General features: G+C 70.2%; 23 protein-coding genes. 12 read left to right on the top strand and 11 right to left on the bottom strand.

Annotated features, from left to right (window positions below):
* Positions 1-144: 144 nt before the first annotated feature.
* The 4 genes from ACFVM3_RS34775 to ACFVM3_RS34760 are packed head-to-tail and all read right to left on the bottom strand — an operon-like array spanning position 145 to position 4,527.
* Complete coding sequence (locus ACFVM3_RS34775; protein WP_378444141.1) at positions 145-1,086, bottom strand: TAXI family TRAP transporter solute-binding subunit; 942 nt, start codon at positions 1,084-1,086, stop codon at positions 145-147.
* A complete protein-coding gene (locus ACFVM3_RS34770; protein WP_378444140.1) occupies positions 1,083-2,486 on the bottom strand; it encodes a sensor histidine kinase in 1,404 nt (467 codons plus the stop codon). The genes ACFVM3_RS34775 and ACFVM3_RS34770 overlap by 4 nt, the downstream gene beginning before the upstream one ends.
* 3 nt (positions 2,487-2,489) lie before the next feature.
* Positions 2,490-3,158 carry a response regulator transcription factor gene (locus ACFVM3_RS34765; RefSeq protein ID WP_378444139.1) on the bottom strand — a complete coding sequence of 223 codons (669 nt, stop codon included), beginning with the start codon at positions 3,156-3,158 and terminating at the stop codon, positions 2,490-2,492.
* A 10-nt stretch (positions 3,159-3,168) separates the two neighbouring features.
* Positions 3,169-4,527, bottom strand: a complete 1,359-nt coding sequence (locus ACFVM3_RS34760) for an MFS transporter (RefSeq protein WP_378444138.1) — start codon at positions 4,525-4,527, stop codon at positions 3,169-3,171.
* A 191-nt stretch (positions 4,528-4,718) separates the two neighbouring features.
* On the opposite strand from ACFVM3_RS34760, the gene fabG reads away from it, so the two are divergent.
* Positions 4,719-5,423 (top strand): beta-ketoacyl-ACP reductase, encoded by a 705-nt coding sequence (gene fabG / locus ACFVM3_RS34755; protein ID WP_016334125.1) that lies wholly within the window; start codon positions 4,719-4,721, stop codon positions 5,421-5,423.
* 50 nt (positions 5,424-5,473) lie between these two features.
* Entirely contained in the window at positions 5,474-6,241 is a 768-nt protein-coding gene (gene fabI, locus ACFVM3_RS34750; protein ID WP_378444137.1) for an enoyl-ACP reductase FabI, read from the top strand.
* A 147-nt stretch (positions 6,242-6,388) separates the two neighbouring features.
* Here fabI and ACFVM3_RS34745 read toward each other — a convergent pair whose 3' ends face one another.
* The 3 genes from ACFVM3_RS34745 to ACFVM3_RS34735 all read right to left on the bottom strand — a co-directional run bounded on the left by ACFVM3_RS34745 (position 6,389) and on the right by ACFVM3_RS34735 (position 8,640).
* The gene (locus ACFVM3_RS34745) at positions 6,389-6,793 is read right to left on the bottom strand and encodes a nuclear transport factor 2 family protein (protein WP_378444136.1); all 405 of its coding nucleotides are present in this window, start codon (positions 6,791-6,793) and stop codon (positions 6,389-6,391) included.
* Positions 6,794-6,801: 8 nt separating this feature from the next.
* Complete coding sequence (locus ACFVM3_RS34740) at positions 6,802-7,983, bottom strand: Cmx/CmrA family chloramphenicol efflux MFS transporter (protein ID WP_378444135.1); 1,182 nt, start codon at positions 7,981-7,983, stop codon at positions 6,802-6,804.
* 72 nt (positions 7,984-8,055) lie between these two features.
* Positions 8,056-8,640, bottom strand: a complete 585-nt coding sequence (locus tag ACFVM3_RS34735; RefSeq protein WP_378444134.1) for a TetR/AcrR family transcriptional regulator — start codon at positions 8,638-8,640, stop codon at positions 8,056-8,058.
* Between the two features lie 85 nt (positions 8,641-8,725).
* On the opposite strand from ACFVM3_RS34735, the gene ACFVM3_RS34730 reads away from it, so the two are divergent.
* Positions 8,726-9,772, top strand: a complete 1,047-nt coding sequence (locus ACFVM3_RS34730) for a ferrochelatase (RefSeq protein WP_378444133.1) — start codon at positions 8,726-8,728, stop codon at positions 9,770-9,772.
* A gap of 199 nt (positions 9,773-9,971) precedes the next feature.
* On the opposite strand, the gene ACFVM3_RS34725 is transcribed toward ACFVM3_RS34730, so the two are convergent.
* Positions 9,972-10,538: a TetR/AcrR family transcriptional regulator gene (locus tag ACFVM3_RS34725; RefSeq protein ID WP_378444132.1), complete on the bottom strand. Its 567-nt coding sequence runs from the start codon at positions 10,536-10,538 to the stop codon at positions 9,972-9,974.
* Between the two features lie 87 nt (positions 10,539-10,625).
* Between ACFVM3_RS34725 and ACFVM3_RS34720 the strand changes: the two genes are divergently transcribed.
* Together ACFVM3_RS34720 and ACFVM3_RS34715 are read left to right on the top strand one after the other, a co-directional pair.
* The gene (locus ACFVM3_RS34720; protein ID WP_378444131.1) at positions 10,626-11,510 is read left to right on the top strand and encodes an alpha/beta fold hydrolase; all 885 of its coding nucleotides are present in this window, start codon (positions 10,626-10,628) and stop codon (positions 11,508-11,510) included.
* Positions 11,492-12,127 (top strand): VC0807 family protein, encoded by a 636-nt coding sequence (locus ACFVM3_RS34715; protein ID WP_378444130.1) that lies wholly within the window; start codon positions 11,492-11,494, stop codon positions 12,125-12,127. The genes ACFVM3_RS34720 and ACFVM3_RS34715 overlap by 19 nt, the downstream gene beginning before the upstream one ends.
* 4 nt (positions 12,128-12,131) lie before the next feature.
* On the opposite strand, the gene ACFVM3_RS34710 is transcribed toward ACFVM3_RS34715, so the two are convergent.
* Entirely contained in the window at positions 12,132-12,929 is a 798-nt protein-coding gene (locus ACFVM3_RS34710; RefSeq protein ID WP_378444129.1) for a hypothetical protein, read from the bottom strand.
* A gap of 132 nt (positions 12,930-13,061) precedes the next feature.
* On the opposite strand from ACFVM3_RS34710, the gene ACFVM3_RS34705 reads away from it, so the two are divergent.
* From ACFVM3_RS34705 to mshC, 4 genes are all read left to right on the top strand, one after another.
* Entirely contained in the window at positions 13,062-14,459 is a 1,398-nt protein-coding gene (locus ACFVM3_RS34705; RefSeq protein ID WP_378444128.1) for a sigma 54-interacting transcriptional regulator, read from the top strand.
* Positions 14,456-16,414, top strand: a complete 1,959-nt coding sequence (locus tag ACFVM3_RS34700; RefSeq protein ID WP_378444127.1) for a VWA domain-containing protein — start codon at positions 14,456-14,458, stop codon at positions 16,412-16,414. Before ACFVM3_RS34705 ends, ACFVM3_RS34700 begins: the two co-directional genes overlap by 4 nt.
* 18 nt (positions 16,415-16,432) lie before the next feature.
* Positions 16,433-17,197, top strand: coding sequence for a MerR family transcriptional regulator (locus ACFVM3_RS34695; RefSeq protein WP_378444126.1), 765 nt, complete (start codon positions 16,433-16,435; stop codon positions 17,195-17,197).
* A gap of 74 nt (positions 17,198-17,271) precedes the next feature.
* Positions 17,272-18,510 (top strand): cysteine--1-D-myo-inosityl 2-amino-2-deoxy-alpha-D-glucopyranoside ligase, encoded by a 1,239-nt coding sequence (mshC, locus tag ACFVM3_RS34690; RefSeq protein WP_125678189.1) that lies wholly within the window; start codon positions 17,272-17,274, stop codon positions 18,508-18,510.
* A gap of 53 nt (positions 18,511-18,563) precedes the next feature.
* On the opposite strand, the gene ACFVM3_RS34685 is transcribed toward mshC, so the two are convergent.
* The gene (locus ACFVM3_RS34685; RefSeq protein ID WP_378444125.1) at positions 18,564-20,171 is read right to left on the bottom strand and encodes an ABC-F family ATP-binding cassette domain-containing protein; all 1,608 of its coding nucleotides are present in this window, start codon (positions 20,169-20,171) and stop codon (positions 18,564-18,566) included.
* Positions 20,172-20,319: 148 nt separating this feature from the next.
* Positions 20,320-20,790 (bottom strand): MarR family winged helix-turn-helix transcriptional regulator, encoded by a 471-nt coding sequence (locus tag ACFVM3_RS34680; protein WP_378444124.1) that lies wholly within the window; start codon positions 20,788-20,790, stop codon positions 20,320-20,322.
* 151 nt (positions 20,791-20,941) lie between these two features.
* Between ACFVM3_RS34680 and ACFVM3_RS34675 the strand changes: the two genes are divergently transcribed.
* Genes ACFVM3_RS34675 through ACFVM3_RS34665 form a run of 3 tightly spaced genes read left to right on the top strand, consistent with a single transcriptional unit; the run spans position 20,942 to position 23,601 of the window.
* Entirely contained in the window at positions 20,942-21,520 is a 579-nt protein-coding gene (locus tag ACFVM3_RS34675; protein WP_378444123.1) for an ArsR/SmtB family transcription factor, read from the top strand.
* Positions 21,517-22,761: an MFS transporter gene (locus ACFVM3_RS34670; protein WP_378444122.1), complete on the top strand. Its 1,245-nt coding sequence runs from the start codon at positions 21,517-21,519 to the stop codon at positions 22,759-22,761. The genes ACFVM3_RS34675 and ACFVM3_RS34670 overlap by 4 nt, the downstream gene beginning before the upstream one ends.
* 15 nt (positions 22,762-22,776) lie before the next feature.
* Positions 22,777-23,601 (top strand): metallophosphoesterase family protein, encoded by an 825-nt coding sequence (locus tag ACFVM3_RS34665; protein WP_378444121.1) that lies wholly within the window; start codon positions 22,777-22,779, stop codon positions 23,599-23,601.
* Positions 23,602-23,735 lie beyond the last annotated feature (134 nt).

The following is a 23,735-nucleotide window of genomic DNA, read 5'->3' as shown; positions in this document are numbered from 1 at the left end:
GTCTCAGGTAGACCATGTTGCGACGACCGCATGAATTCGCCCACTGCTGGAGTCCTTCCGGATCGGGGCGGCCCGATGGCCGCGTGGTTCCGACCCTGGCAGCGCGCCGGTGCGACGCGCATCCCTCTGAAGATGGAGCCCGGATCACCCGTGCAGGGCACGGTAGGCCGAGGCGGCTCCGGGATGCAGGGGCACCTTGCCGGTGCCGATCAGCGTCCGGACGTCGAGGAACTGCGTTCCCACCGCGGCCGCCGGGACGAGATCGGCGGCGTGCCCGGCCAGCACCCTGGTCACCGCCGCCGCGACGTCGTCGGGCAGTGACGGAGCCGCCAGCAGCAGGTTCGCGACGCCGATCGTCCGCAGTTCGCCGACCCCCTGATAGGCCTGCGCCGGCACGTGGACCTGGTCGTACACCGGGCCGTGGCCCGCGCGCAGGGCGGGGAGGTGGGCGTCCAGCGGGAGGAGGGTGATCGGAGTGGTCCGGTTCAGTTCGGTGAGCGCGGGGGTCGGGATCCCGCCGGACCAGAGCAGCGCGTCGACCTCGTGCGCGGCCAGGGCGTTGATCGCTTCACCCAAGAGCAGGTTCTTCGCCTTCACCGGGACTTCGGCGCGGGCGAACAGGCGCGTGCTGAACACCGCGACGCCGGATCCGCTCGCGCCCATCGCCACCGGCCGCCCGGCCAGATCGGCGACCGAGCGCACCCCGCCGTCCGCCCGGACCACGAGCTGGTGGTAGTTCTCGTAGACGCGGCCGATGGCCGAGAACGCGATCGGGACGGAGAACGGCTCGGCGCCGGCGAAAGCGGACTCCGCGACGTCGCCGAGGACGAGCCCGAGATCGGCCCGGCCGTCCCGCAACCGCCGCAGGTTCTCGACGCTGGCCTCGGTGGCGACGGCCGTCGCGCGCAGCCGTGGCTCCGCCAGGTTCAGCTGCTGTGCCAGCAGTTCCGCGAAGGCGAGGTAGAAGCCGCCGCTCTCGCCCGCCGCGATGACGACCTCGCGTTCCGGGCCCCGGTAGCCCGCGGTCGAGCAGCCCGCGAGCGTCGCGAGCCCGGCCAGGAGAGCGGTGCGTCTGGTGACGGTCACGGCATTTCCCCTGTCGCGAGAGGCAGTTCGACGCGAACTTCGAGCCCATGCGGTTTCGCTTCGCGCAGTTCGAGTTTCCCGCCCCGGGCGAGCACGTGCTGGCTCGCGATCGCGAGGCCGAGGCCCGTTCCTCGCGGCGCGCCGTCGCCACCGGCGCGCCAGAACCGTTCGGTCGCGCGTTCGCGGTCCTCTGTGGACAGTCCAGGTCCGTTGTCGGACACGAAGAGTGTGGCCGTCGTGTCCCCGGTTTCGTAGCCGGTGGTGATCCTGGCGCCGCGTCCCGCGTAGTGCACGGCGTTGTCCAGCAGGACATCCAGCACTTGGGCGAGCTCGCTTTCCGCGCACCGCACCGGTACCGGCTCGTCGTGGCCCTCCGCCGCCGAGAGGCCGACCCCCGCGTCTTCGGCCGAGGGCCGCCACGCGTCGACCCGTTCGGCCAGCACGGCCGGAAGATCGCAGGGTTCGTCGCCGGATTCACCCGCGGCGAGCCGGGTCGCGGTGCTTTCCGCGAGCGCCAGCGCGAGCAGCCCGTCGAGCAGGGACTCCAGGCGCTCGACCTCCGCGACGGTCGCCCGGTAGGCCCGCTGGCCCTCCCCGTCGACCTGCGCGGCCAGCGAATCCACGCGCAACCGCAAGGCGGCCATGGGATTGCGCAGCTGGTGTGACGCGTCCGCGACGAGCCGACGCTGCTGCTCGGACGCCTCGACGACGGCGTCGGACATGCGGTTGAACGACGTCGCGAGGGAACGCAGCTCGCGGGGACCGGCCCGGTCGGGCACCTGCGCCCGATGCCCTTCGGTCACCGCCTGCACGCCGGTCTCCAGTTCGTGGAGCGGCCGCACCATCCAGCGGGCCAGCAGGACCGCGAGCAGGACGAAGACCGCCGCGACCAGCGCCGCGCCCGCGACGATCGCCGCCCAGCGGGTGGCGACGTCGGCGGCCGCCGTGGTCACCGAAGCGCGAAGCACGACCACCCCGGCCACCCGAGTGCCCGTACCCACCGGACGGGCGAAGTAGACCGGATCCGCCGACCAGGGGCTCAGCTGTTCCGGTCCCTTCGCGGGCTGGTTGCGAAGAGCGGCCTCGACAAGCGAGCGGGCCACCGGCTCCGCGGCGGTCATCCCGCCGGTCTCGACCAGCGGCACGCCACGTGCGTCGACCACCACGACCGCTTCGCCGTATAACGACGAATACCGCTCGGCGTCGACCGCCAGCGCGGTCGGGTCGGCGGCGTCGACGGCTTGCTGCGCCAGGACGACGAAGCGGTCGACGTCGGCGTTGCGGGCGATGACCAGCTGCTGGGTTCGCTGCGCGGCGGTCGACCCGAACAGCGGGATCGCGAACGCGGCGACCACGGTCAGCGCGAGCGCGACGAGAACGACCAGCAGCCGGGTGCGCACCGGTCAGTCCCGGCCGAGCCGATAACCGAAACCCCGGATCGTGGTGAGCAGCCCCGGCCGGTCGAGCTTCGCGCGCAGCTGGGTCAGGTGCACGTCGAGGGAGCGGGAGACGGCGAGGTACGCGTCGCCCCAGACCTCGTCCATCAGCTGCTGGCGGCTCACCGCCGTGCCGGGCCGTGCGGCGAGCACGGCCAGGACGGCGAACTCCTTGGTGGTGAGCCCGATGTCGGTCCCGTCGACCAGGACGCGCCGCGCGCCGAGGTCGATCTCGACGTCCTCGACGCGGACAACGTCGTCCTGCGGCGCGACCGCGGTGGCGGCGCGGCGCACGACCGCGTCCATCCTCGCCAGCAACTCGGCGAGGCGGACCGGCTTGGTCAGGTAGTCGTCGGCGCCGAGCCGCAGCCCGCGCACGATGGACCGCTCGTCACCGCGCGCGGTGAGGACCAGCACCGGCACCAGCGACACCTGACGCATCTTCCTGAGCACGTCGAGCCCGTCCATGTCGGGCAGGCCGAGGTCCAGGAGGATCAAGTCCGCCCCGCGATGCCGGTGCAGCGCGTCGCAGCCCCGGATCGCGTGGGAGACGGTGTGGCCGCGCGCGTGCAGCGCTTCCGAGAGCGCGTCGGCGACCCCGGCGTCGTCCTCGACGAGAAGCACCCGCACGGCCATACCTTCCCGCCTAGCCTTCTCGGCCGGACACGAGCTCGGGCTCGGGCCGGCTCTTCTTGTCCAGCTCCGAGGTCTTCGAGGTTTCCCGCATTGTGCCGTACACGATGAGGGAGACCAGGACACAGCCCGCGACGTAGTAGAAGAACACCGATTCGTGACCGGCGCCCTTCAGCGCCTGCGCGATGAGCTCGGCGGTGCCGCCGAAGATCGCCACGGTGAGCGCGTAGGGGAGACCGACGCCGATCGCACGGATCTTCGTCGGGAACAGCTCGGCCTTCACGATCGCGTTGATCGAGGTGTATCCCGTGACGATCACCAGGCCGGCCAGCATCAGCAGGAAGGCGAGCACCGGCTCCTTCGTCCCGCCCATCAGCGTCATGATCGGCACGGTCAGCAGGGTGCCCGCGATCCCGAAGAACATCAGCAGCGGGCGACGGCCGATCCGGTCGGACAGCTTGCCCGCGAACGGCTGCAGGATCGCGGCGACGAGGATCGCGCAGAACAGGATCAGCGTGACCGTCCGGCGCGGGATACCCGCGGTGTTCTCCATGAACTTCTGGCTGTAGGTGGCGAAGGTGTAGAACGACACCGTGCCGCCGAGGGTGAGGCCGACGACGAGCGCGATCTCCTTGGGGTACTTGATCAGTGCCCGCAGCGTGCCCTTGTCGCCCGCGTCCTTCCCGGTGCCGGAGGCCTTGCTCTCCTCGAAGCTGGCCGACTCGTCCATCCCGCGGCGCAGGACCATCACCACGACGGCGGCGAGGGCGCCGACGACGAAGGCGATCCGCCAGCCCCACGAGGTCAGCTGCTGTTCGGTCAGGATGGCCTGCAGCAGCAGCTGGAGACCGAGCGCCAGCAACTGGCCGCCGTACAGCGTCACGTACTGGAAGCTGGAGTAGAAGCCGCGTTTGCCCGGAGTGGCCACTTCGGACAGATAGGTCGCGGAGGTCGAATACTCGCCGCCGACGGAGAGCCCCTGGATGAGCCGGGCCACCAGCAGCAGGATCGGCGCGGCGATCCCGATCGAGGCGTAGGTCGGCGTCAGCGCGATCATCAGCGATCCCGCCGCCATCAACGTGACGGAAAGCACGAGTGCGCTTCGTCGCCCGAAGCGGTCGGCGAACCGGCCCAGCATCCAGCCGCCGAGCGGCCGCATGAGGAAGCCGACGGCGAACACCGCCGCGGTGCCGAGGAAGGCCGCCGTCGTGTCCTTGGTGGGGAAGAAGGACTTGGCGAAGTACGTGGTGAAAGCGGCGTAGGCGTACCAGTCGTACCACTCGACCAGGTTGCCGATGGAGCCGCGCAGCACGTTGCCGACGACTCGCCTCTCGCTCACGGGCGGCGAGGATTCGCCGATCCGGGTTGTCATCTTTGACCTCCTGTGTTCCGGCTCACGGTGAACAATCCGTGACGACCGGGCAAGGTTTCGGCGCGGTTCCTAACATCCGCTTAGGACGGTCGCGGTTACCGGGAGGTAGGGGTGGCGCGGCTCGGGCGTGAACCTGGCGAGCCGATAACCTCAGTGCCGTCAGCGCGACAGGACTAGGCGAGGAGAGCTCTGTGGGACGGTCGGTACTGGTCACCGGCGGCAACCGCGGCATCGGTTTGGCGATCGCGAAGGACCTCGCGGCGCAGGGGCACAAGGTCGCGATCACGCACCGCGGTTCCGGCGCGCCCGAAGGCCTCTTCGGGGTGCAGGCCGACGTCACCGACGCCGAGCAGATCGACGCCGCCTTCAAGCTCGTCGAGGAGCACCAGGGCCCGGTCGAGGTCCTCGTCGCGAACGCGGGCATGACCGACGACACGCTGCTCATGCGCATGAGCGAGGAGCAGTTCACCCGGGTGGTCGACGCCAACCTCACCGGCGCGTACCGGGTCGCCAAACGCGCTTCCCGCGGCATGCTGCGCGGCAAGTGGGGCCGCTACATCTTCATCTCGTCCGTGGTCGGGCTCACCGGGTCCGCCGGCCAGGTCAACTACGCGGCGAGCAAGGCCGGTCTCGTCGGTCTCGCCCGTTCGCTCGCGCGTGAGCTGGGCTCGCGCAACATCACCTCGAACGTCATCGCGCCGGGCTTCGTCGCCACGGACATGACCGACGAGCTCGGCGAGGACCGCAAGAAGGAGATCCTCGCCCAGGTTCCCTCCGGCCGGTACGCCGAGCCGTCGGAGATCGCCGCCGCCGTCCGCTACCTCGCCTCCGAAGAGGCCGGTTACGTCAACGGCGCGGTGCTGCCGGTCGACGGCGGCCTCGGCATGGGCCACTGACGTCCCCGTTTTCCCGAACCGAACGCAAACCACTCCGGACTGGAGGTCCCGTGCCAGGACTGCTCGAAGGCAAGCGCCTGCTGATCACCGGCGTCATCACCGACGCCTCGCTCGCGTTCCACGCGGCCAAGATCGCGCAGCAGGAGGGCGCGAAGGTCGTGCTCACCGGCTTCGGCAGGCTGTCGCTCGTCGAGCGCATCGCCAAGCGTCTTCCCGAGGAGGCGCCGGTGCTGGAGCTGGACGTCACGAACCAGGAGCACCTCGACTCGCTCGCCGACCGCGTGCGTGAGCACGTCGACGGGCTCGACGGAGTGCTGCACTCGATCGGGTTCGCCCCGCAGTCCTGCCTCGGCGCGCCGTTCCTGGACGCCCCGAGCGAGGACGTGAAGGTGGCCCTCGACGTCTCGGCGTACTCGTTCAAGTCTCTCGCGGTCGCGACCCTGCCGCTGCTCTCGCGCGGTTCGTCGATCGTCGGCATGGACTTCGACGCGCGTGTCGCGTGGCCCGTCTACAACTGGATGGGCGTCGCGAAGGCGGCGCTGGAGTCGGTGAACCGGTACCTGGCTCGCGACCTCGGCCCGAAGGGCATCCGGGTCAACCTGGTCAGCGCAGGTCCGATGAAGACCATGGCGGCGAAGTCCATCCCCGGCTTCTCCGAGCTGGAGGAGGGCTGGGGCGACCGCGCCCCGCTCGGCTGGGACAGCTCCGACCCGGACCCGACGGCGAAGTCGGTCTGTGCCGTGCTGTCGGACTGGCTGCCTGCCACAACCGGCTCGATGATCATGGTCGACGGCGGAGTGCACGCCCTCGGCATCTAGGTCTCACGCGCATTAGGGCAGGACGGCCGCGGCGGTCCTTGCAAGTACATGAAGGCCCCCTTCACGGCGCTAGGCGCAAGGAAGGGGGCCTTCATGTACTTCCGGCCGCGGCAGCCGGAACTCCGGCGGTGCCAAGGCCTGGCAGCATCAGGGCAGGACGGCGTTGGCGACGTGCCACGAGTCCTCAAGCAGCAGGTACTTGGTGATCAGGCCGTCGTCGTCCACCTCAAATTCGATGGTGAAGGCCGTCTCGATGACCTTGCCGGTGCTGCGGATCGTCGAGCGGAGCCTGCCGATGGCGACGGCGTGCGGCCCGTCGACGAGAACGCGTTCGACGTCGAACCGGTCCTTGACGAGGCCCTTGTCGAGCAGGTCGTGGAACTCGCGGATCTCCGCCCGGTTCCGGCGCGGGCCGATCCAGGGGACCAGTTCGGTCGCACCGGGGATGTCCCACGCGACGCTGTCGGCGAACAGTTCCGTGGCTCCGTCGGTGTCCCCTGTGGACATTCGGCGGAAGAACTCGTCGAGGGTGGATCGCGTTCGTTCGGACATGATTCTCCTTACTGGGTAACGGGTTCGCGGAGCAGTCGGGTGTCGTCGGTGCGCTGGACACCGGCGGCGAAGGTGAGCGCGACGACGGTGGCGACCCCGAGCCCGACGCTCACCCACGCGACGCTGGGGTAGCCGAGACCGGCGTCGATCGATTCGCCGCCGAGCCACGGACCGAGGGTGTTGCCGACGTTGAACGCGGCGGTCGTGCTCGCGCCGACGAGCGTGGGCGCGTTGCCCGCCACGGCGAAGGCGCGGACGTTCAAGGCGGGGTTGACCCCGAATCCGGCGACGCCGAACAGGAACACGGCGAAGATCGCGACCGGGGTCGCCGGGCCGGAAAGCGCGAGCAGCACCAGGGCGAGCAGGGCGACGGCGAGGCCGCCGTAGAGGGTCGCGAAAGGCCTCGCGTCGGCGAGCCTGCCGCCTGCGGTGATGCCGATCAGCGCGCCGAGCCCGAACAGCGACAGGACTCCGGGTACCCAGCTTTCCGGCAGCCCGGCGACCTCGGTCAGCAAGGGCGCGAGGTAGCTGAAGGTCGCGAAGATCATCGCCTGCGCGAGCGCGATCACGCCGAGCGCCAGCCAGAACCGGCCGCCGCGGTAGAGCCGCAGTTCGGTCGCGACGTCGGTCTTGTCCTTGCCGTTCTGTGTCTCCGGGACCAGGGCGAAGACCCCGATCAGCGCGACGACGGTCAGCGCCGTGACCGCCCAGAAGGCCGCCCGCCAGCCCGCGTGCTGGCCGAGGAAGGTCCCGGCGGGGACGCCGGCGATGTTCGCGACGGTGAGCCCGCCGACCAGGATGGCCAGCGCGCGGCCACGGCGCTCGACCGGGACCAGCGCGACGGCGGTGGCCGCCGCGACCGCCCAGAAGCCGGCGCAGGCGACCGCGCTGACGACGCGCGTCGCGAAGAGCAGGGCGTACCCCGAGCCCAGCGCGCCGACGACATGCGAGATCCCGAAGACGACCAGCAGCGCCATCAGGGTGGCGCGTCTCGGCACCCTCAGGGTCGCGATCGCGAGCAGGGGAGCGCCGACGACCATGCCGATCGCGAAGGCCGAGATGAGCAGCCCGGCCTCCGGGATGCCGACGTTCAGATCGGCCGCCATCCCCGGCAGCAGGCCGGTGATCATGAACTCGGACGTGCCGAGCGCGAACACGCTCAGCCCGAGTACGCAGACTGCCAAAGGCACGGGAAGTTCCTCCAGTTTTGTATCGATCAGTCCAAAATGTGGGCAGCGTTGCGCACAGGGTTCGTCCAGGTCTTACTTCGCGGTGATCGCGTCCAGTGCGATGGCGGCGACGGACTCCATGGCCGCCCGGTCGGCGCCTCGGCGCGACATCAGCCGGAGGCCGGCGACGGTGTTGTGCGCGAACTCGGCGATCGCGCCGGGGTCGCGATCGACGTCGATCGTCCCGTCGAGTTGCCCTTCCTTGGCGCAGGCCGAAAGAAGAGCGAGATGCCGCCGTGTGTCGGCCTCGATCCGCGCCTTGATCTCGGGGTCGCGCCCGCCGAATTCGGCGACCGTGTTGACCACGAGGCAGCCCCGGCCGTGATGCGCGACCTCCTCGTCGATCGTGTACGAGAACAGGGCGCGGAACCGCTCGACACCGGTTCCGGATTCCTCCAGCAAGGCCGTCCTGGCCACGATCCCGCGATCGGCGTAGTGATCGAGCGCGCGCATGAACAGTTCGTGCTTGCTGGTGAAGGTGTTGTAGATGCTGCTGCGGCCCAAGCCGGTGGCTTCGCAGAGGGCCTGTGTCGACGTGCCCTCGTAGCCGCGTGCCCAGAACGCGTCCATGGCGCGCCCGATCGCGGCGCGCTCGTCGAATTCCTTCGGCCTGGCCATGGAAGTGACCGTACCAGGTTTTGGATCGGTCGGTTCAAAACGGGCCGGGTCAGCGTGCGGGGCGCCACAGCGGCAAGATGGCGGGGTGGGTTACGACGCGCTGCTTTGGCTTTCGTTCGGTGGTCCCGAGGGACCCGACGAGGTGATGCCGTTCCTGGAGAACGTCACGCGGGGCCGTGGGGTCCCCCGGGAACGACTGCTCGAGGTCTCGGAGCACTATCAGCATTTCGGCGGGGTCTCGCCGATCAACCGGCTCAACCGGGACGCGATCTCCGCGGTGGAGAAGCAGCTCGCGGCGGCCGGGATCGACCTGCCCGTTCACTTCGGCAACCGGAACTGGCGGCCGATGGTCGAGGACACTCTCGCCGAGATCACCGAGGCGGGCGCTCAGCGCGTCCTCGTCTTCCCGACGAGCGCGTACGGCGGCTACTCCGCCTGCCGTCAGTACGACGAGGACATCGAGCGTGCCCGCGCGGCGGTCGGCGACGGCGCGCCGGAACTGGTGAAGCTGCGGCAGTTCTTCGACCACCCGCTGTTCATCGCCGCCTTCGCCGACGCCGTCCGGGCCGCGCACGCGAAACTGGGGAACCGGCCCGGAACCCGCACGGTGTTCTGCGCCCACTCGGTGCCCGAGTCCGCCGACACCGCGTCCGGTCCGCCGTCGGAAGGCGGGCGGCGCTACTCGCGCCAGATCGCCGAGGCCGCCCGCCTCGTCGCGGCCGAAGCGGGGATCGAGACGTACGACGTCGTGTGGCAGTCGCGCTCCGGCCCGCCGCAGGTGCCGTGGCTGGAGCCGGACATCGTCGACCACATCGACGCGCTGCACGCGGAAGGCGTCACCTCGGTGGTCGTCTGCCCGGTGGGGTTCGTGTCCGACCACCTCGAGGTGATCTGGGACCTCGACAACGAGGCCGCCGAGCGGGCCGCGGAGCACGGCATGGGCTTCGCGCGGGCCGCGACGCCGGACACCGACCCGCGCTTCGCCGAACTGGTCGTGGAGCTGATCCGGGAACACACCGAGGGGCTGCCGGCGCGGAAGCTGTCGCCGTTCCCGGCGGCCGGGTGCACGGTCAACGGGGCGCCTTGCGCGATCGGGTGCTGCGAGCCCGCGAAGAGGCCCGCGCGTCCGTAGCTGCTTTGGCCCGGCTGTCGGGCTCCTGTGTCGTGAAGGGCCCCTTTGAGACCTTCATCGTCTCAAAGGGGCCCTTCACGACATTCTCACGGCCGCGACCACTTCACGTATAGCTGTTGTGGTTGCGGGTGCCTGTGGGGCAAAGGGTTGCGAAAGTGGCTTTCGCGTCATGCCCGCGACCAATCCCGAAAGCCATCGGTCATCGGGTGGCGATTCTCGACAGGTGAAGGTCGATGAGGGCGATGGCCTCGTCGCCGGACTGGTAGCCGAGCAGCACCGCGTCGCCCAGGCCGGCCACCAGGGCGAGCAGGAGATCGGCCTCCGTGACCGGGTCGACGGTGGGCAGGTGATCGTCGCGGGCGGCCGCGAGCAGGGCCGCCACCGCGTCGCGGAGCTGACCGTGCCCGGTCCGGAAGTGGCCGGCGATCTCCGGATCCTTGAGCGCGCGCACCACGAAGGCGTTCGCGACGAGCGCGTGGTCGCGGCCTGCCTCGTCCAGCGGTAGCAAAGCGACGAGCAGATCCCGGACGCGCGGCTCGGACGAGGTGGCGATGCGCTCTTCGACGCCGTCCCGCAGAGTTGTCGTCGCGTAGCGCAGCATCTCGTCCCTCGACGCGAAGTAGTGCTGGACGGACCCCTTCGAGATACCGGCTTCGGCGGCGACTTCGTTCAGGCTGACCCCTTCGAGTCCCCGGTCCGCCGCGATGCGGCGAACGGCCGCGGCGATCTGCCGCCGCCGGTCCTCGTGATCGACTCGTTTGGGCACCCGTACTCCTTTTGGCAGTCCGATCGGATTGCAAACTTCTCACCAACTGTTTACAATCCGATCGTACCGTAAAAAGGAGGGGTGAGAATGAAGGTGGGCGGATTCGCCTCGCCGGAGGCGCGCGCCGAGTACGAGGCCGTCTACGAACGAGGGATGGCGGCTTTGCCCGCGCCGACCGGGATCCACGACATCCGGACGGCGTTCGGGGTGGCGCGCGTGTACCGGTTCGGGCAGCCGGGTGCGACGCCGATCGTGCTGTTGCCGGGCCGCGCGGGGACCGCGGTGATGTGGGAACCCAACCTCACCGCGCTGCTCGGGCACGGCGAGGTCTTCGCGGTGGACCTCATCGGCGAAGCGGGCCGCAGCGAACAAACCGCCCCGATCCGCGACGGCGCGGACCAGGCCACGTGGCTGAGCACGGTGCTCGCCGAACTCGACCTGCCGTCCGTGCACCTCATCGGGTACTCGTTCGGTGGCTGGCTCGCGGCCAACCTCGCCGTGCGGGCACCGGAACGGCTGAAATCGCTCACCGTGATCGACCCCGTGCTGACGTTCGGCGGGCTGACCGCGGGATTGGTCGTCCGCGCGACGCTCACCGCGATCCCCGTGATCAACCGATGGGCCCGGCCGTCGTTCCTCGACTGGATCTCCGGCGGCGCGGAAGTCGACGCCGCGGATCCGGTCGCGCGGGTGATCGACGAGGGAATGCGGACCTACCGCATCGCTCTGCCGTCGCCCAGGCTGTTCACCGACGAGCAGTTGCGCTCACTCCGGATGCCCGTGCTGGCCCTCATCGCCGGGCGCAGTGTCATCCACCACCCGGAACGCGCGGCGGCCCGCGCCCGTGAGTTCCTTGCGCGAGGCCAGGTCGAGCTGTGGCCGTCGGCGACCCACGCCATCGCCGGCGAAGCCGCGGCCGAGGTCAACGCGCGCGTCCTGAAGTTCCTGGCCGAATGCGAGACGGACTCGTGAGCGCGCGCGGCAAGAACCCCACGCTGTCTTTGTTGCTCTGGGACGTCGCGCTCCCGCTGGCCGCCTACTACGGGCTGCGGCTCGCCGGGCAGGGCGAGCAGGTCTCGCTGCTGGCCGGAGCGGGGGTGGCGGCGGCCCGGATCGCGTGGGTCGCGGTCCGGGACCGGGCCTTCGACGGTTTCGCCGCGTTGCTGGCCGGTGTACTCGGGGTCGGGCTGGTGCTTTCGCTGGTCACCGGGGACGCGAAATTCCTGCTGCTGAAGGAATCCTTCGGCACCGCGACCGCCGCGATCGTCCTGCTGCTCAGTTGCTTGAGCCGTACGCCCATGGTGCTCGTCGCCGTGCGGGCAGGCTCCAGCGCGGCCAAGCGTGCGGAGATCGACCGCCTCACCGACGAGGTCCCCGGCTTCCGGCGAGCGTTCACCCGGATGTCGGCGGTGTGGGGAGTGGCGCTGCTGCTGGAGGCCGCGGTGCGCGTGCCGCTCGTCTACACCTTGTCGGCCGACGTGATGAACGCGCTCAGCGTGGTCCTGCTGCTCGCCGTCATCGGCGGGCTTTCCCTGTGGTCCGTCCGTCATGCCGAGAAAGTCCAGAAAAAGCACGCAGTGACCACGTGAGGTTCTACGGGTGCCGGTCCGCCTGCTCGGCGAACACTCGTACCGCTTCGTTGATCGCCGCGTATCGGGCATTGCGGACAGCTTCGGTCAGCGGCCGCAACGCCTCCGCCCGCCGGATCGCCGCCGACGAGGAGAGCGCGCCGCCCGGATCGTCGGCTTCGGCGATGGCGAGGATCGCCGCGATCTCCTGGGAACGCTGGAGCACCCGCAGTGCCCGGTTGGGCATTCCGGCCGGCCAGGGCGCGTCGGTGGCGGCCCGGAGCCGGGCCGAGAGTTCCGCTCGCACTCCCGGCCGCTCGCTGGCGACGTCCAGTGCCTGCAGCGCGCCCGCGCTCGCGCGGATCGCGTCGGTCAGGCCGTGTTCGGCCTCGCCCAGCGGGCGGTGTTCGAGGACGCCCGGCATGGGCACCGAGTACACCGTCCACCGCATGAGTCCTTCGGCGATCGCCTCGGGGACCACGCCGAAGCCGAGGTCCGGCAGCAAGACGGCTTCGCCGGTCCGCAGCGCGGCCTCGGTGAACGGCCCGCCGCCACCCAGGCCCCGGACGTCGCCGGGTACGGGAAGCAGCAGCTGCATGCTCTTGGCTCCCTGCGCGCGCAGAGCGAGCAGCAGCTGGACCGGGGTCGCGGCCCGGTTGAACGCGAGCGGCAGGTCGAACGCTTCGGCGGCCGCCGCGTCCGCGGCGACGAAGTCATGGGCTTCGCCCCAGACCTGCAGGGCGTCAAGGACGTCGTCGGAGGCGGCGGCTCCGTTCAGCCACGCCGAAGACCAGACCGCGAGGGTCGCACTAGGACGGCACACCGGACTGATTTTAGTCGTGCTTCGGCGAAACCCGGCTATGGGAGGGTTAACCCCGGCTTGCCGTTCGCGATCACCGGAGCTGGAGTTGCTTCACGTCGACAGGGGCCACGCTCGCGACGTAGCGTCGAACGGGTGAACGATGTTCCCGCAAACCTGCCCCGGACCGCCGGGGACCTTCGCGCGGCGGGCCACCTGCCGCGGTCGATCAAACAAGAACTGCACGACAACCTGCTCGCCAAGCTCCGCGCCGGGGAAGACGCCTGGCCAGGGATCGTCGGGTTCTCACGCACCGTGCTGCCGCAACTCGAACGCGCGCTGCTGGCCGGGCACGACGTCGTCCTCCTCGGTGAACGCGGCCAGGGCAAGACCCGGCTGCTGCGCACCCTCGCTGGGCTCCTCGACGAATGGACCCCCGTCATCGAGGGCGCCGAGCTGGCCGAGCATCCGCTCGACCCGATCACCCCGGAATCGCGCCGCCGCGCCGCCGAACTCGGTGACGCCCTGCCGGTGACCTGGCGCCACCGCGACGAGCGGTACACGGAAAAACTGGCCACACCGGACACTTCGGTCGGTGACCTGATCGGCGACGTCGACCCGGTGAAGGTCGCGGAAGGCCGCAGCCTCGGCGATCCCGAGACCATCCACTTCGGACTCGTCCCGCGCGCCCATCGCGGCATCGTGGCGATCAACGAGCTGCCGGACCTCGCCGAGCGGATCCAGGTCGCGCTGCTGAACGTGATGGAGGAACGCGACATCCAGGTGCGCGGCTACACGCTGCGCCTGCCGCTGGACGTGCTGCTGGTGTCGACGGCCAACCCGGAGGACTACACCAACCGCGGCCGCATCATCACCCCGCTCAAGGACCGGTTCGGCGCCGAGATCCGCACGCACTACCCGCTCGACGTCGAGTCGGAGATCGCCGTCGTCCGGCAGGAGGCACACCTGGTCGCCGAGGTCGGCGAGCCGCTGCTGGAGGTCCTCGCCCGGTTCGTGCGGAACCTGCGCGAATCGCCGGTGATCGACCAGCGGTCGGGCGTCTCGGCCCGGTTCGCCGTCGCCGCGGCGGAGACGGTCGGCGCGGCGGCACTGCGCCGGTCCGCGCTGACCGGCGAGGAACCGGCCGTGGCGCGTCCGGTCGACCTCGACGCGGTCCCCGGTGTCCTGCGCGGCAAGCTCGAATTCGAGCCGGGGGAGGAGGGACGCGAGACCGAGCATCTCGTGCACCTGCTGCGGCGTGCGGTCGCGGAGACGGCCCGCTCGCGGTTCGCCGGACTGGACCTGCTGCCGCTGGCCGACGCCGTCGAGTCCGGCCATCTGGTCGCCACCGGGGAACGCGTTCCCGGCAAGGACGTCCTCGCCGCACTGCCGGAATTGCCCGTGCTCCACGACGTCGCCGCGCGCGCCGGCGTCGGCCCGGACGAACCGGCGGGGCGGATCGCGGCCGCGGTCGAACTGGCGCTGGAATCCCTGTTCCTGTCGAGGAAACTCGCCAAGGACTCCGACGACTCGACGACCGTCTACGGCCGATGAGTCTCCTTCCGGAAGGTTATTCGTACGGGCCGTGGGACAACGGCCCCGATCCGCTGGCGCCGCCGGCGGACCTGCGGGACGCGCTCGACGAGATCGGCCGCGACGTCATGGCCGGCGCTTCGCCCCGGTCCGCACTGGAAGAACTGCTGCGCCGCGGCACCCCGCGCACCGCCGGGCTCGACGAACTGACCAGGCGGCTCTGGCAGCGCCGGTCGGAGATCCAGCGCCGGCACCGGCTCGACGGCACGCTCCAGGAGGTCCAGCGACTGCTCGACCAGGCGCTGGAGGCCGAGCGGCGCGAGCTGTTCCCCGATCCGGACGACGACGCCCGCTTTCGCGAGGCACAGCTGGACGCGTTGCCGCCGGGGACGGCGGCGGCCGTGCGCGAGCTCGCCGAGTACGACTGGCGCTCGCGGGAGGGCAGGGAGAACTACGAGAAGATCCGTGACCTGCTCGGGCGTGAGCTGCTGGATTCCCGTTTCGAGGGGATGAAGGAGGCGCTGCGGAACGCCGGGCCGGAACAGGCCGAGCAGGTCAACCGGATGCTCGCCGACCTCAACGCGCTCCTGGCCGCGCACGCACAGGGCAGGGAGGATGTCCCGGAGCGGTTCGCGGAGTTCATGCGCGAGCACGGCGAGTTCTTCCCGGAGAACCCGAAGAACGTCGAAGAGCTGATCGACGTCCTCGCCGCCCGCGCCGCGGCCGCGCAACGGATGCTGAACTCCATGACACCGGAGCAGCGGGCCGAACTAGCGGAACTGTCTCAGCAGGCGTTCGGCGACCCGAGGCTCGCGCAGCAGCTGTCCACTTTGGACGCCCAGTTGCGGGCGCTGCGGCCGGGCGAGGACTGGACGTCGTCGGAACGCTTCCGGGGCAACGACCCACTGGGCCTCGGCGATGGCGCCCGGGCGATGTCCGATCTCGCCGAATTGGACGCGCTGGCCGAACAGCTCGGCCAGTCCTACCCCGGCGCGAGGCTGGAGGACATCGACGTCGAAGCTCTCGAGCGCCAGCTCGGGCCGGACGCCGGTGTGGACGCGCGGCGGTTGTCCGAACTGGAACGCGAGCTCCGGCGCCAAGGTCTCTTCGAACGAGCCCCCGATGGCACGCTCCGGTTGTCGCCCAAGGCTTTGCGGCGGCTGGGGGAGACGGCGCTCGCCGACGTCGTGAACGCGTTGCGCGGCAAGACCGGCCAGCGGGAGACGGAGTCCGCCGGAGCCGCGGGCGAGCCGACCGGCGCCACCAGGCCGTGGCGGTTCGGGGACATGCAGCCGTGGGACGTCTCCAGGACGGTCCGCAACTCGGTGCTGCGTTCGGTTTCGGTGGGCGAACGGTCGGTCCGGATGGACGTCTCAGACGTCGAGGTGATCGAGACCGAACATCGGTCGCGCGCGGCGGTGGCGTTGCTCGTGGACACGTCGTGGTCGATGGTGCAGGAGGGGCGCTGGCTGCCGATGAAGCGGACGGCGCTCGCGTTGCACCAGCTGATCAGCACCCGGTTCCGCAACGACGCGCTGCAGTTGATCACTTTCGGCCGCTACGCGACGTCGGTCGAACTGGCCGAGCTGGTGGGCATGGAGGGAACCTGGGAACAGGGAACCAACGCCCACCACGCGCTGCTCCTGGCCGGACGGCATCTGCGGCGGCACCCCGACGCGCAGCCGGTGGTCCTGATGGTCACCGACGGCGAGCCGACCGCTCACCTGGAGCCCGACGGCACGGCGGAGTTCGACTATCCGCCCCAGCCGAGAACCCTGCTCAAAACCCTGTCCGAAGTGGACAGGATGGCGAAGCTGGGCGCGTCGGTGACGGTGTTCCGGCTCGGGGACGACCCGCGCCTGACGGAGTTCGTCGACGTCATCGCGCGCCGCTCGGGCGGCCGGGTCGTCGCTCCGGACCTGGACGGGCTCGGCGCCGCCGTGGTCGGCGACTACCTGCGGACCAGGAAGCGCTGATTCCCTTACGCTGGCCCGATGGGGTACTCGGTCGGAAAGGTCGCGGCGCTGTCGGGCGTCACCGTGCGCACGCTGCATCACTACGACGAGATCGGGCTCCTGAGCCCGAGCGGCCGGACGGCGGCGGGATACCGGAGCTACAGCGACGACGACCTCGACCGCCTGCAGCGCGTCCTGTTCTACCGCGAACTCGGGTTCGGCCTCGAGACGATCGCGAAGGTGATCGACGACCCGGCGGTCGACGCGATGGAGCACCTGCGGCGTCAGCGGGCGCTGCTCGCCGAGCGGATCGGTGAGCTGACGCGGATGGCCGAATCCGTCGAGCGGGTGATCGCGGCGAAAGAGGTCGGTGCGGCGCTGACCCCGGAGGAGCGTTTCGAGGTCTTCGGCGAGTTCCGTGAGCCGGAGGGTTACGCGGAGGAGGCCGTCCGTCGATGGGGTGACACCCCGCAATGGCGGGCGGCCGCCGTCCCACGGTCCAAGCGGGAATGGATCGAGACGGAGAAGGTCCGGGAGGACTGGGTCCGGCGGCTGCTCGCCGTCTTCGACTCCGGCGCGCCCGCCGACGGCCGTGAGGCGATGGACCTCGCCGAGGAACACCGCCGGATGCTCTCGGCGTTCATGGGCGACTGCGACCTCGCGACACATCGCGAGCTCGCCGGGCTGTATGCGACCGAGCCGGTCCAGCTCGGCTTCCTGGTGCGTGAGCCCGACCAGCGACCGGGCCTCGGCGAGTACATCCGGGACGCCGTCCACGCCAACGCCGAACGGGTCACGGGATAGCGAATCGGTTACTCCGGCCGTGTCCGGCTCCCACCGGACGGGAACGGCGTGGCGGCTCCGCTTACAGTCGAGGTATGCAGACTTGGTCATCGGTCGACGTGCCCCGTATCCCCGGCACCCCCCGTCCGCTGCGGCTCCACGACACGGCGACGGGGCAGATCCGCCCCACGGCGCCCGGGTCGACCGCCCGGATGTACGTCTGCGGCATCACGCCGTACGACGCCACCCATCTGGGGCACGCCGCCACGTACCTGACATTCGACCTGGTGAACCGCCTGTGGCGGGACGCCGGGCACGACGTCCACTACGTGCAGAACGTGACGGACATCGACGAACCCCTGCTGGAGCGCGCGGAGCGGGACAAGGACGACTGGGTGGTCCTCGGCATGCGCGAGACCGCGCTGTTCCGCGAGGACATGACCGCGTTGCGGGTGCTCCCGCCGCGGCAGTTCGTCGGGGCCGTCGAGAGCATCCCGGAGATCGTCGAGGTCATCGCCAAACTGGTGGCGAACGGCAGCGCGTATCGCGCGGACGACGCCGAGTACCCGGACATCTACTTCGAGCACAACGCGACCGGGCATTTCGGTTCGGAGTCGAACTACGACGCCGAGACCATGGCGAAGTTCTTCGCCGAACGCGGCGGCGACCCGGACCGTCCCGGGAAGCGGCACCCCCTCGACGCCTTGCTGTGGCGGATGGCGCGGCCGGGTGAGCCGTCGTGGGAGTCCGAACTGGGCGCGGGGCGGCCGGGCTGGCACATCGAGTGCAGCGCGATCGCGGTCAACCGGCTCGGCCTCGGCTTCGACGTCCAGGGCGGTGGCTCGGACCTGATCTTCCCCCACCACGAATACAGCGCCGCGCACGCGGAGGCGGTCGCTGGGGACAGGCCGTTCGCGCGGCACTACGTGCACGCCGGGATGATCGGCCTCGACGGCGAGAAGATGTCGAAGTCGCGCGGGAACCTCGTGTTCGTCTCGCGGCTGCGGGCCGACAAGGTCGACCCCGGCGTGATCCGGCTCGCGCTGTTCGCCGGCCACTATCGCGAAGACCGGCCGTGGACCGCGCAGCTGCAGGCGGACGCCGAAGCACGCCTCGCGCGCTGGCGCGAAGCCGTGTCTCTCGGCACCGGCCCGGCGGCGGAGGACACGGTCGCGCGCTTGCGTGACCACCTCACCGACGACCTCGACACGCCCAAGGCGCTCGCGGCCGTCGACGCCTGGGCGGAACAGGCACTGAACCGCTCCGGCACCGACCCGGCTGCCCCCGGCCTGATCCGGAACGCCGTCGACGCACTGCTCGGCATCGAGCTCTGACGAACAGTGGTCGGGGCGGGAACTTCCCCGCCCCGACCACTGTGTATAACGCCCTACACGGCGACGCGTCCGGCCTCCAGCCTGAGGTGGTCGCCCGCCCAATCGCGCCGCAGCCACCGATCATGCGACGCGATGACGACCGCACCCGGCGCGGAATCGAGCGCGGCGAACAATTCCTCGGCCAACGTGAGCGAGATGTGGTTCGTCGGCTCGTCCAGCAGGAGCACCTCCGGCGGGTCGGCGATCAGCAACGCCAGCGCGAGCCGGCGCCGCTGCCCGACCGACAACGCGTCCACCCGGGTCCCGAGATCGCGCGGGGCCAGCAATCCCAGGCCGCGCAACGGAGGAGCGTCCTCGCCGAGGGCATCGGCGTAGGTCCGCTGCGCGGTCTTCTCCGGCTCGGCGAACGCGACGTCCTGGGCCAGCATGCCGATCCGCACGTCGCGTCCGGAAAGCACGGTGCCGGTGTCGGGTGTCAGCGAACCGGCGAGGACGGACAGCAGCGTCGACTTCCCGGCGCCGTTCCCGCCGGTGATCAGGAGCCTCGACGTCGTGGTGACGTCCAAGGTCGCCAGCCGCAACCGTCCGGCGATCTCGATGTCCCGTACGGAGATCGCCGTCTTGCCCTCACCGGGCTCGCCGGTCAGCTCGCCCTGGAACCGTAGCGGTGCGGGCGGTTTCCGCACCTGGTCGCGTTCCAGTTCGGCCAGCCGCAGCTGGGCGTTGCGGACCCGGCGTGAGATCTGCTTCTGCACCCTCCCGGTCTTGAAGTCGTAGAGCATCTTGGCGTTGTCGCGCTGCGGCCGGTTGTGCGCGACGTTGCGCGCGGTGACGGCCACCGATTCACGCAGTTCCTTGAGTTCGTCCTGTTCCTCGGCGTAGCGCTGTTCCCAGCGCGCCCGTTCGGCCCGTTTCTGGTCCAGGTAATCGGAATACGTGCCGCCGTACCGGGTGGGGCCGCCCAAGGCCGGGTCGAGGTCGACGATGTCGGTGCACACCGCGTCGAGGAACACGCGATCGTGCGACGACAGCACGAGGACACCGGTGAACGAGGCGAGATGCTGCTCCAGGAACTCCATCGCGGCGTCGTCGAGGTGGTTCGTCGGCTCGTCCAGGATGAGCGTGCCCGGCCGCCGGATCAGCAGTGCCGCGAGGCCGAGCCTCGACCGCTGCCCGCCCGAAAGGGTGCTCAGTTCGCGCGCAGGGTCGATCCCGGCCAGCCCGAGACCCGCGCACACGACCTCGGCCCGCCGGTCGGCGTCCCACAGGTCGTGCGCCTGGGCCCATTCGAGGACGGTGCCGTACTCGTCGAGCACGGCACCGTCGTCCGGGCGATCGGTGAGCGCCGCGGTCAGTTCGTCGAGCCTCGCCGACGCCTGCCGGATCTCGGCGAGCGCGTCGTCGATGACGTCGGAGTACCGCGCGGTGAGCGCGAAAGGCAGCTCCTGTAAGAGGAATCCGACGTCGTCGCCGCGCAGCACCTCGCCGCCGTGCGGCTCTTCCATGCCGGCCAGCAGGCGCAGGAGCGTGGACTTGCCGACGCCGTTCTCGCCGACCAGGCCGAGCCGCTGTCCGGCCGAAGCGGTGAGGTCGACGCCGTCGAGGACGACGCGGGCACCGTAGGAGTGGACGAGGTCCTTGGCGATCAGGGAAAGAGACATACGACATCACCGTGCTTCTCGGACATGAGGGAACCCCGCCGGGCCTCATGACTTACGGGAGCGGTGCTCGACCGAAGCCGCCTCGGAGCGGGGAAGGCGTGATGTCAGTTGTCCATGATGGGAGCAGTCTAACGCAACGTATGTAGCGTTAGTCAACCCTCTTTTCGGATCGCAGCCGAGCGGCCTCCTGTTCGGCGAACGCGCGCCCGTCGGTCATGACGCCGAGAAGCGCGGCCAGCTGCCGGCGGTCGAGCCTGCCGAGGCGGTCGCCGAAGAAGCGGGCCATGGGGGAGTAGAGGTCGGCGACCTCCGCCAGCCGGTCGGGGAGCGGGCGGATCGCGAGACGCCGCCGGTCGGCGGGATCGGGGACGCGCTCGACCAGACGCTGTTCCTCCATGCGGTCGAGCATCCGGGTCACCGCGCCGGTCGTCATGCCGAGCGCTCGCGCCAGCCCGGTCGGCGAGGTCGCGGCGCCGCTGATCACCAGCTGGAGCCCGTGCAGTTCGGTGGCGCTGATCCCGAGCCGCTCCGCCATGGCCGTCTGGAACAGGACGGTCGCGCTGACGAACCGGGGGATCTCCAAAGCCGCCTCGGTGGCGAGTTCTCGCTGGTTGGGCATGTGCTTCCTTGGTCAGTAGTTGAGCCGCGCAGTTGCTGAGATGTGCAGCAACTGCGTCGGCAAGGGTATCCGGGCTTGCTTGACATCCGGTCGGCCACCTGTGAATCTGAAAGAGAACTTTCGAAAGAACTCTTTCAGATTGGAACGGTCGATGGCCGGGTTGCCGCCGCGTAAGCGGATCGAGGACGTCGAGCTGATGCGGGCGCTGGCGCATCCGCTGCGGTCGGCGCTGGTGGACCACCTCATGGCGGTCGGTCCGCGGACCGCGAGCGAGTGCGCGGCGGCCGTCGGCTCAACGGCCTCGAACTGCAGCTGGCATCTTCGTCAGCTGGCGCAGCACGGTCTCGTGGAGCGGGTCGAAGGGGAGGACGGGCGGGAACGGCCGTGGCGGGCGTGCCAGGTCGGCATCGAGTTCGGCGACGACCCCGAGCTGCACGGAGCGCAACTGGCGGTCGTCGGCACCACCCTCGCGCGGGAAAAGGAGCTGACCGAGCGCTATCTCGACGCCGCCGATCGCCTCGACAAGGAGTGGCGGGACGCGTCGGGGATCAACAACTACTCGCTGCGGGTGACCGCGGCCGAACTCGACGAGCTGGTCCAGAGGATCGACGCGTTCGTGCGGCCCTACGTCGGGGCGATCCGTGATGACGCTCCCGCCGAAGCCCTTCCGGTCCACTTGGGACTGCGGGCGTTCCTCCGTATCGACGCCGAGGGGAAGCCGAGCAGATGAAACCGTTGAGGGAACCCGCCTTCGCGCGGTTGTGGATCGCCGCATTCTTTTCCGAGACGGCCGAGTGGATGCTGCAGATCGCGCTGCCGGTGTTCGTCTTCCAGGCGACCGGTTCGGCGGCCACGACGGCGTTGAGCATCGTCCTCGGCCTGGTGCCCGCGGTGTTGCTGAGCCCGGTCGCCGGTGTGATCGCGGACCGCTGGAACCGGCGGCTGGTGCTGTGCGTGGTGTGCGCGGGACAGGCGTTCGTGGCGTTGCCGCTGCTGTTCGTCGCGTCCGGCGGCCCGGTCTTCGTGATCTACGGGGTGATGGCCGCGCAGGCGGGTCTGGCCTCGTTGTTCGAACCTGCCCGCAACGCCCTCGTGCCCGAGCTGGTCGCTCCCGGCGACCTGATCGGTGCCAACGGCCTGATGAGCATCAACGGCAGCGTCGCCCGTCTCGCCGGCGGCTGGGCGGGCGGACTCCTGCTCGGTTTCGGCGGTCTTGGCTGGGTCGTGGTCGCGTACCTCGGCGTGCTGGTGATCGGCTCGGCCCTGCTGGCGCGTCCGTTTCCCCGTGTCGCCGCGCCGAAACCGGCCGGACCGCACGAACCGGTGGTGCGAGCCTGGATCGACGGGCTTCGCGAGATCGGCCGCGAAGGGCGCCTTCGCCTCGCCGGTGTCGTCGTCGTGCTGACGTCCCTGGCACAGGGGATGTTCCTGGTGCTATTCGTGGTGTTCGTGCTCGACATCCTCGACGGCACCGAAGGCGACGTCGGTCTGCTGCGCGGTGTGCAGGCCCTCGGCGGACTGGCCGCGGGATTCGCCGTCGCCACCGTCGCCCGCAAGGTCGCGCCCGTGGCCCTGCTCGGCTGGGGCGGCCTGGCGCTCGGCCTGCTGTCGGCCGTGATCTGGAACCTGCCCGCGCTCACCGTGTCGCTGCCGCTGGGTGTCTTCATCGGGCTCTTCGGCCTGGTCGGCGCCCCTGGCGTGCTCGCCGGCTCCGGCCTGCTCTCGCTGGTCCAGACCGCCGCGTCCCCTGAGCGCTCCGGCCGCGTGCTGAGCACCGTCTTCGCCGGGACGGCGGGATTCACGGCACTGGGCGCGCTGTTGACAGGCGTCCTGCTCGACGTGCTCGGCAGCGGTGTCCTGCTGAACGTCCAGGCGGGCCTGCACACCGTCTCGGCGTTGGTCGTGCTGGGGGTGTCAGCGTCGGGCAGGCTGCGCAGTGACGCGATTCCGGCGGTTCCCCGGTCCGGGTGAAGCTACGGTGGTGGGGTGCCGCATCTCTTCGCCACCAGCGACCTCCACGTCACCCATGAGGGCAATGCCCCGCTCGTCGACGAGGTCGTCCCTCGGACCCCCGACGACTGGCTGCTCGTGGCCGGTGACGTCGCCGAACGCGCCGAATCCGTGATCGGGGTGCTCAGGACCTTGCGTGAACGTTTCGCGAAGGTCGTCTGGGTGCCCGGAAACCACGAGCTGTGGACCACCCAGAAGGATGAATGTCAGCTGCGGGGGCAGGCGCGCTACGAGCATCTGGTCGAGCGCTGCCGCGAGATCGACGTCCTCACCCCGGAGGATCCGTACCCGGTGTGGGAACACCAGGAGAAACCGCTGACGATCGCCCCGCTGTTCGTGCTGTACGACTACAGCTGGCGCACCCCCGCGGCCGACGGCCTGCCGATGCTGGCGGCCATCGAGCAGGCGCGGGAGGCGGGCGTGCTGTGCACGGACGAGTTCTTCCTGCATCCTGACCCGTATCCCAGCAGGCAGGCGTGGTGCGCCGACCGGGTGAAGATCAGCACGGAACGGCTGGAGGCGATCCCCGAGGACCACGGGACGATCCTCATGTCGCACTGGCCGCTGCACCGCCACCCGACCGAGCCGCTGTACTTCCCGGAGTTCGCGCTGTGGTGCGGGACGACGGAGACCGAGGACTGGCACCAGCGCTTCCGGGCGGAGGTCGCCGTCTACGGGCACCTGCACATCCCGCGCTCCACGGAGGCGGACGGAGTGCGCTTCGAAGAGGTTTCGCTCGGCTATCCGCGTGAGTGGCGGAAGCGGTCGCGGGGCCCGATCCCGCTGCGGCGCATCTTCTGACGCCTCGTGAGTGGAAGGACGGTTCTCCTCACGGGACCTGACCGAGTCGGTACCGGTGTCCTGCTAGATGCCATGCATGGCCGGAAGGTTGCGAAAGCCACTTTCGCAACCTTCAACGTTGCGAAAGTGGCTTT

This window comes from Amycolatopsis sp. NPDC057786, from assembly GCF_042797905.1.
Classification (GTDB): domain Bacteria; phylum Actinomycetota; class Actinomycetes; order Mycobacteriales; family Pseudonocardiaceae; genus Amycolatopsis.
Note: the sequence above shows the minus strand (reverse complement) of the source record. Positions and strands in the feature narration are given on the sequence as shown.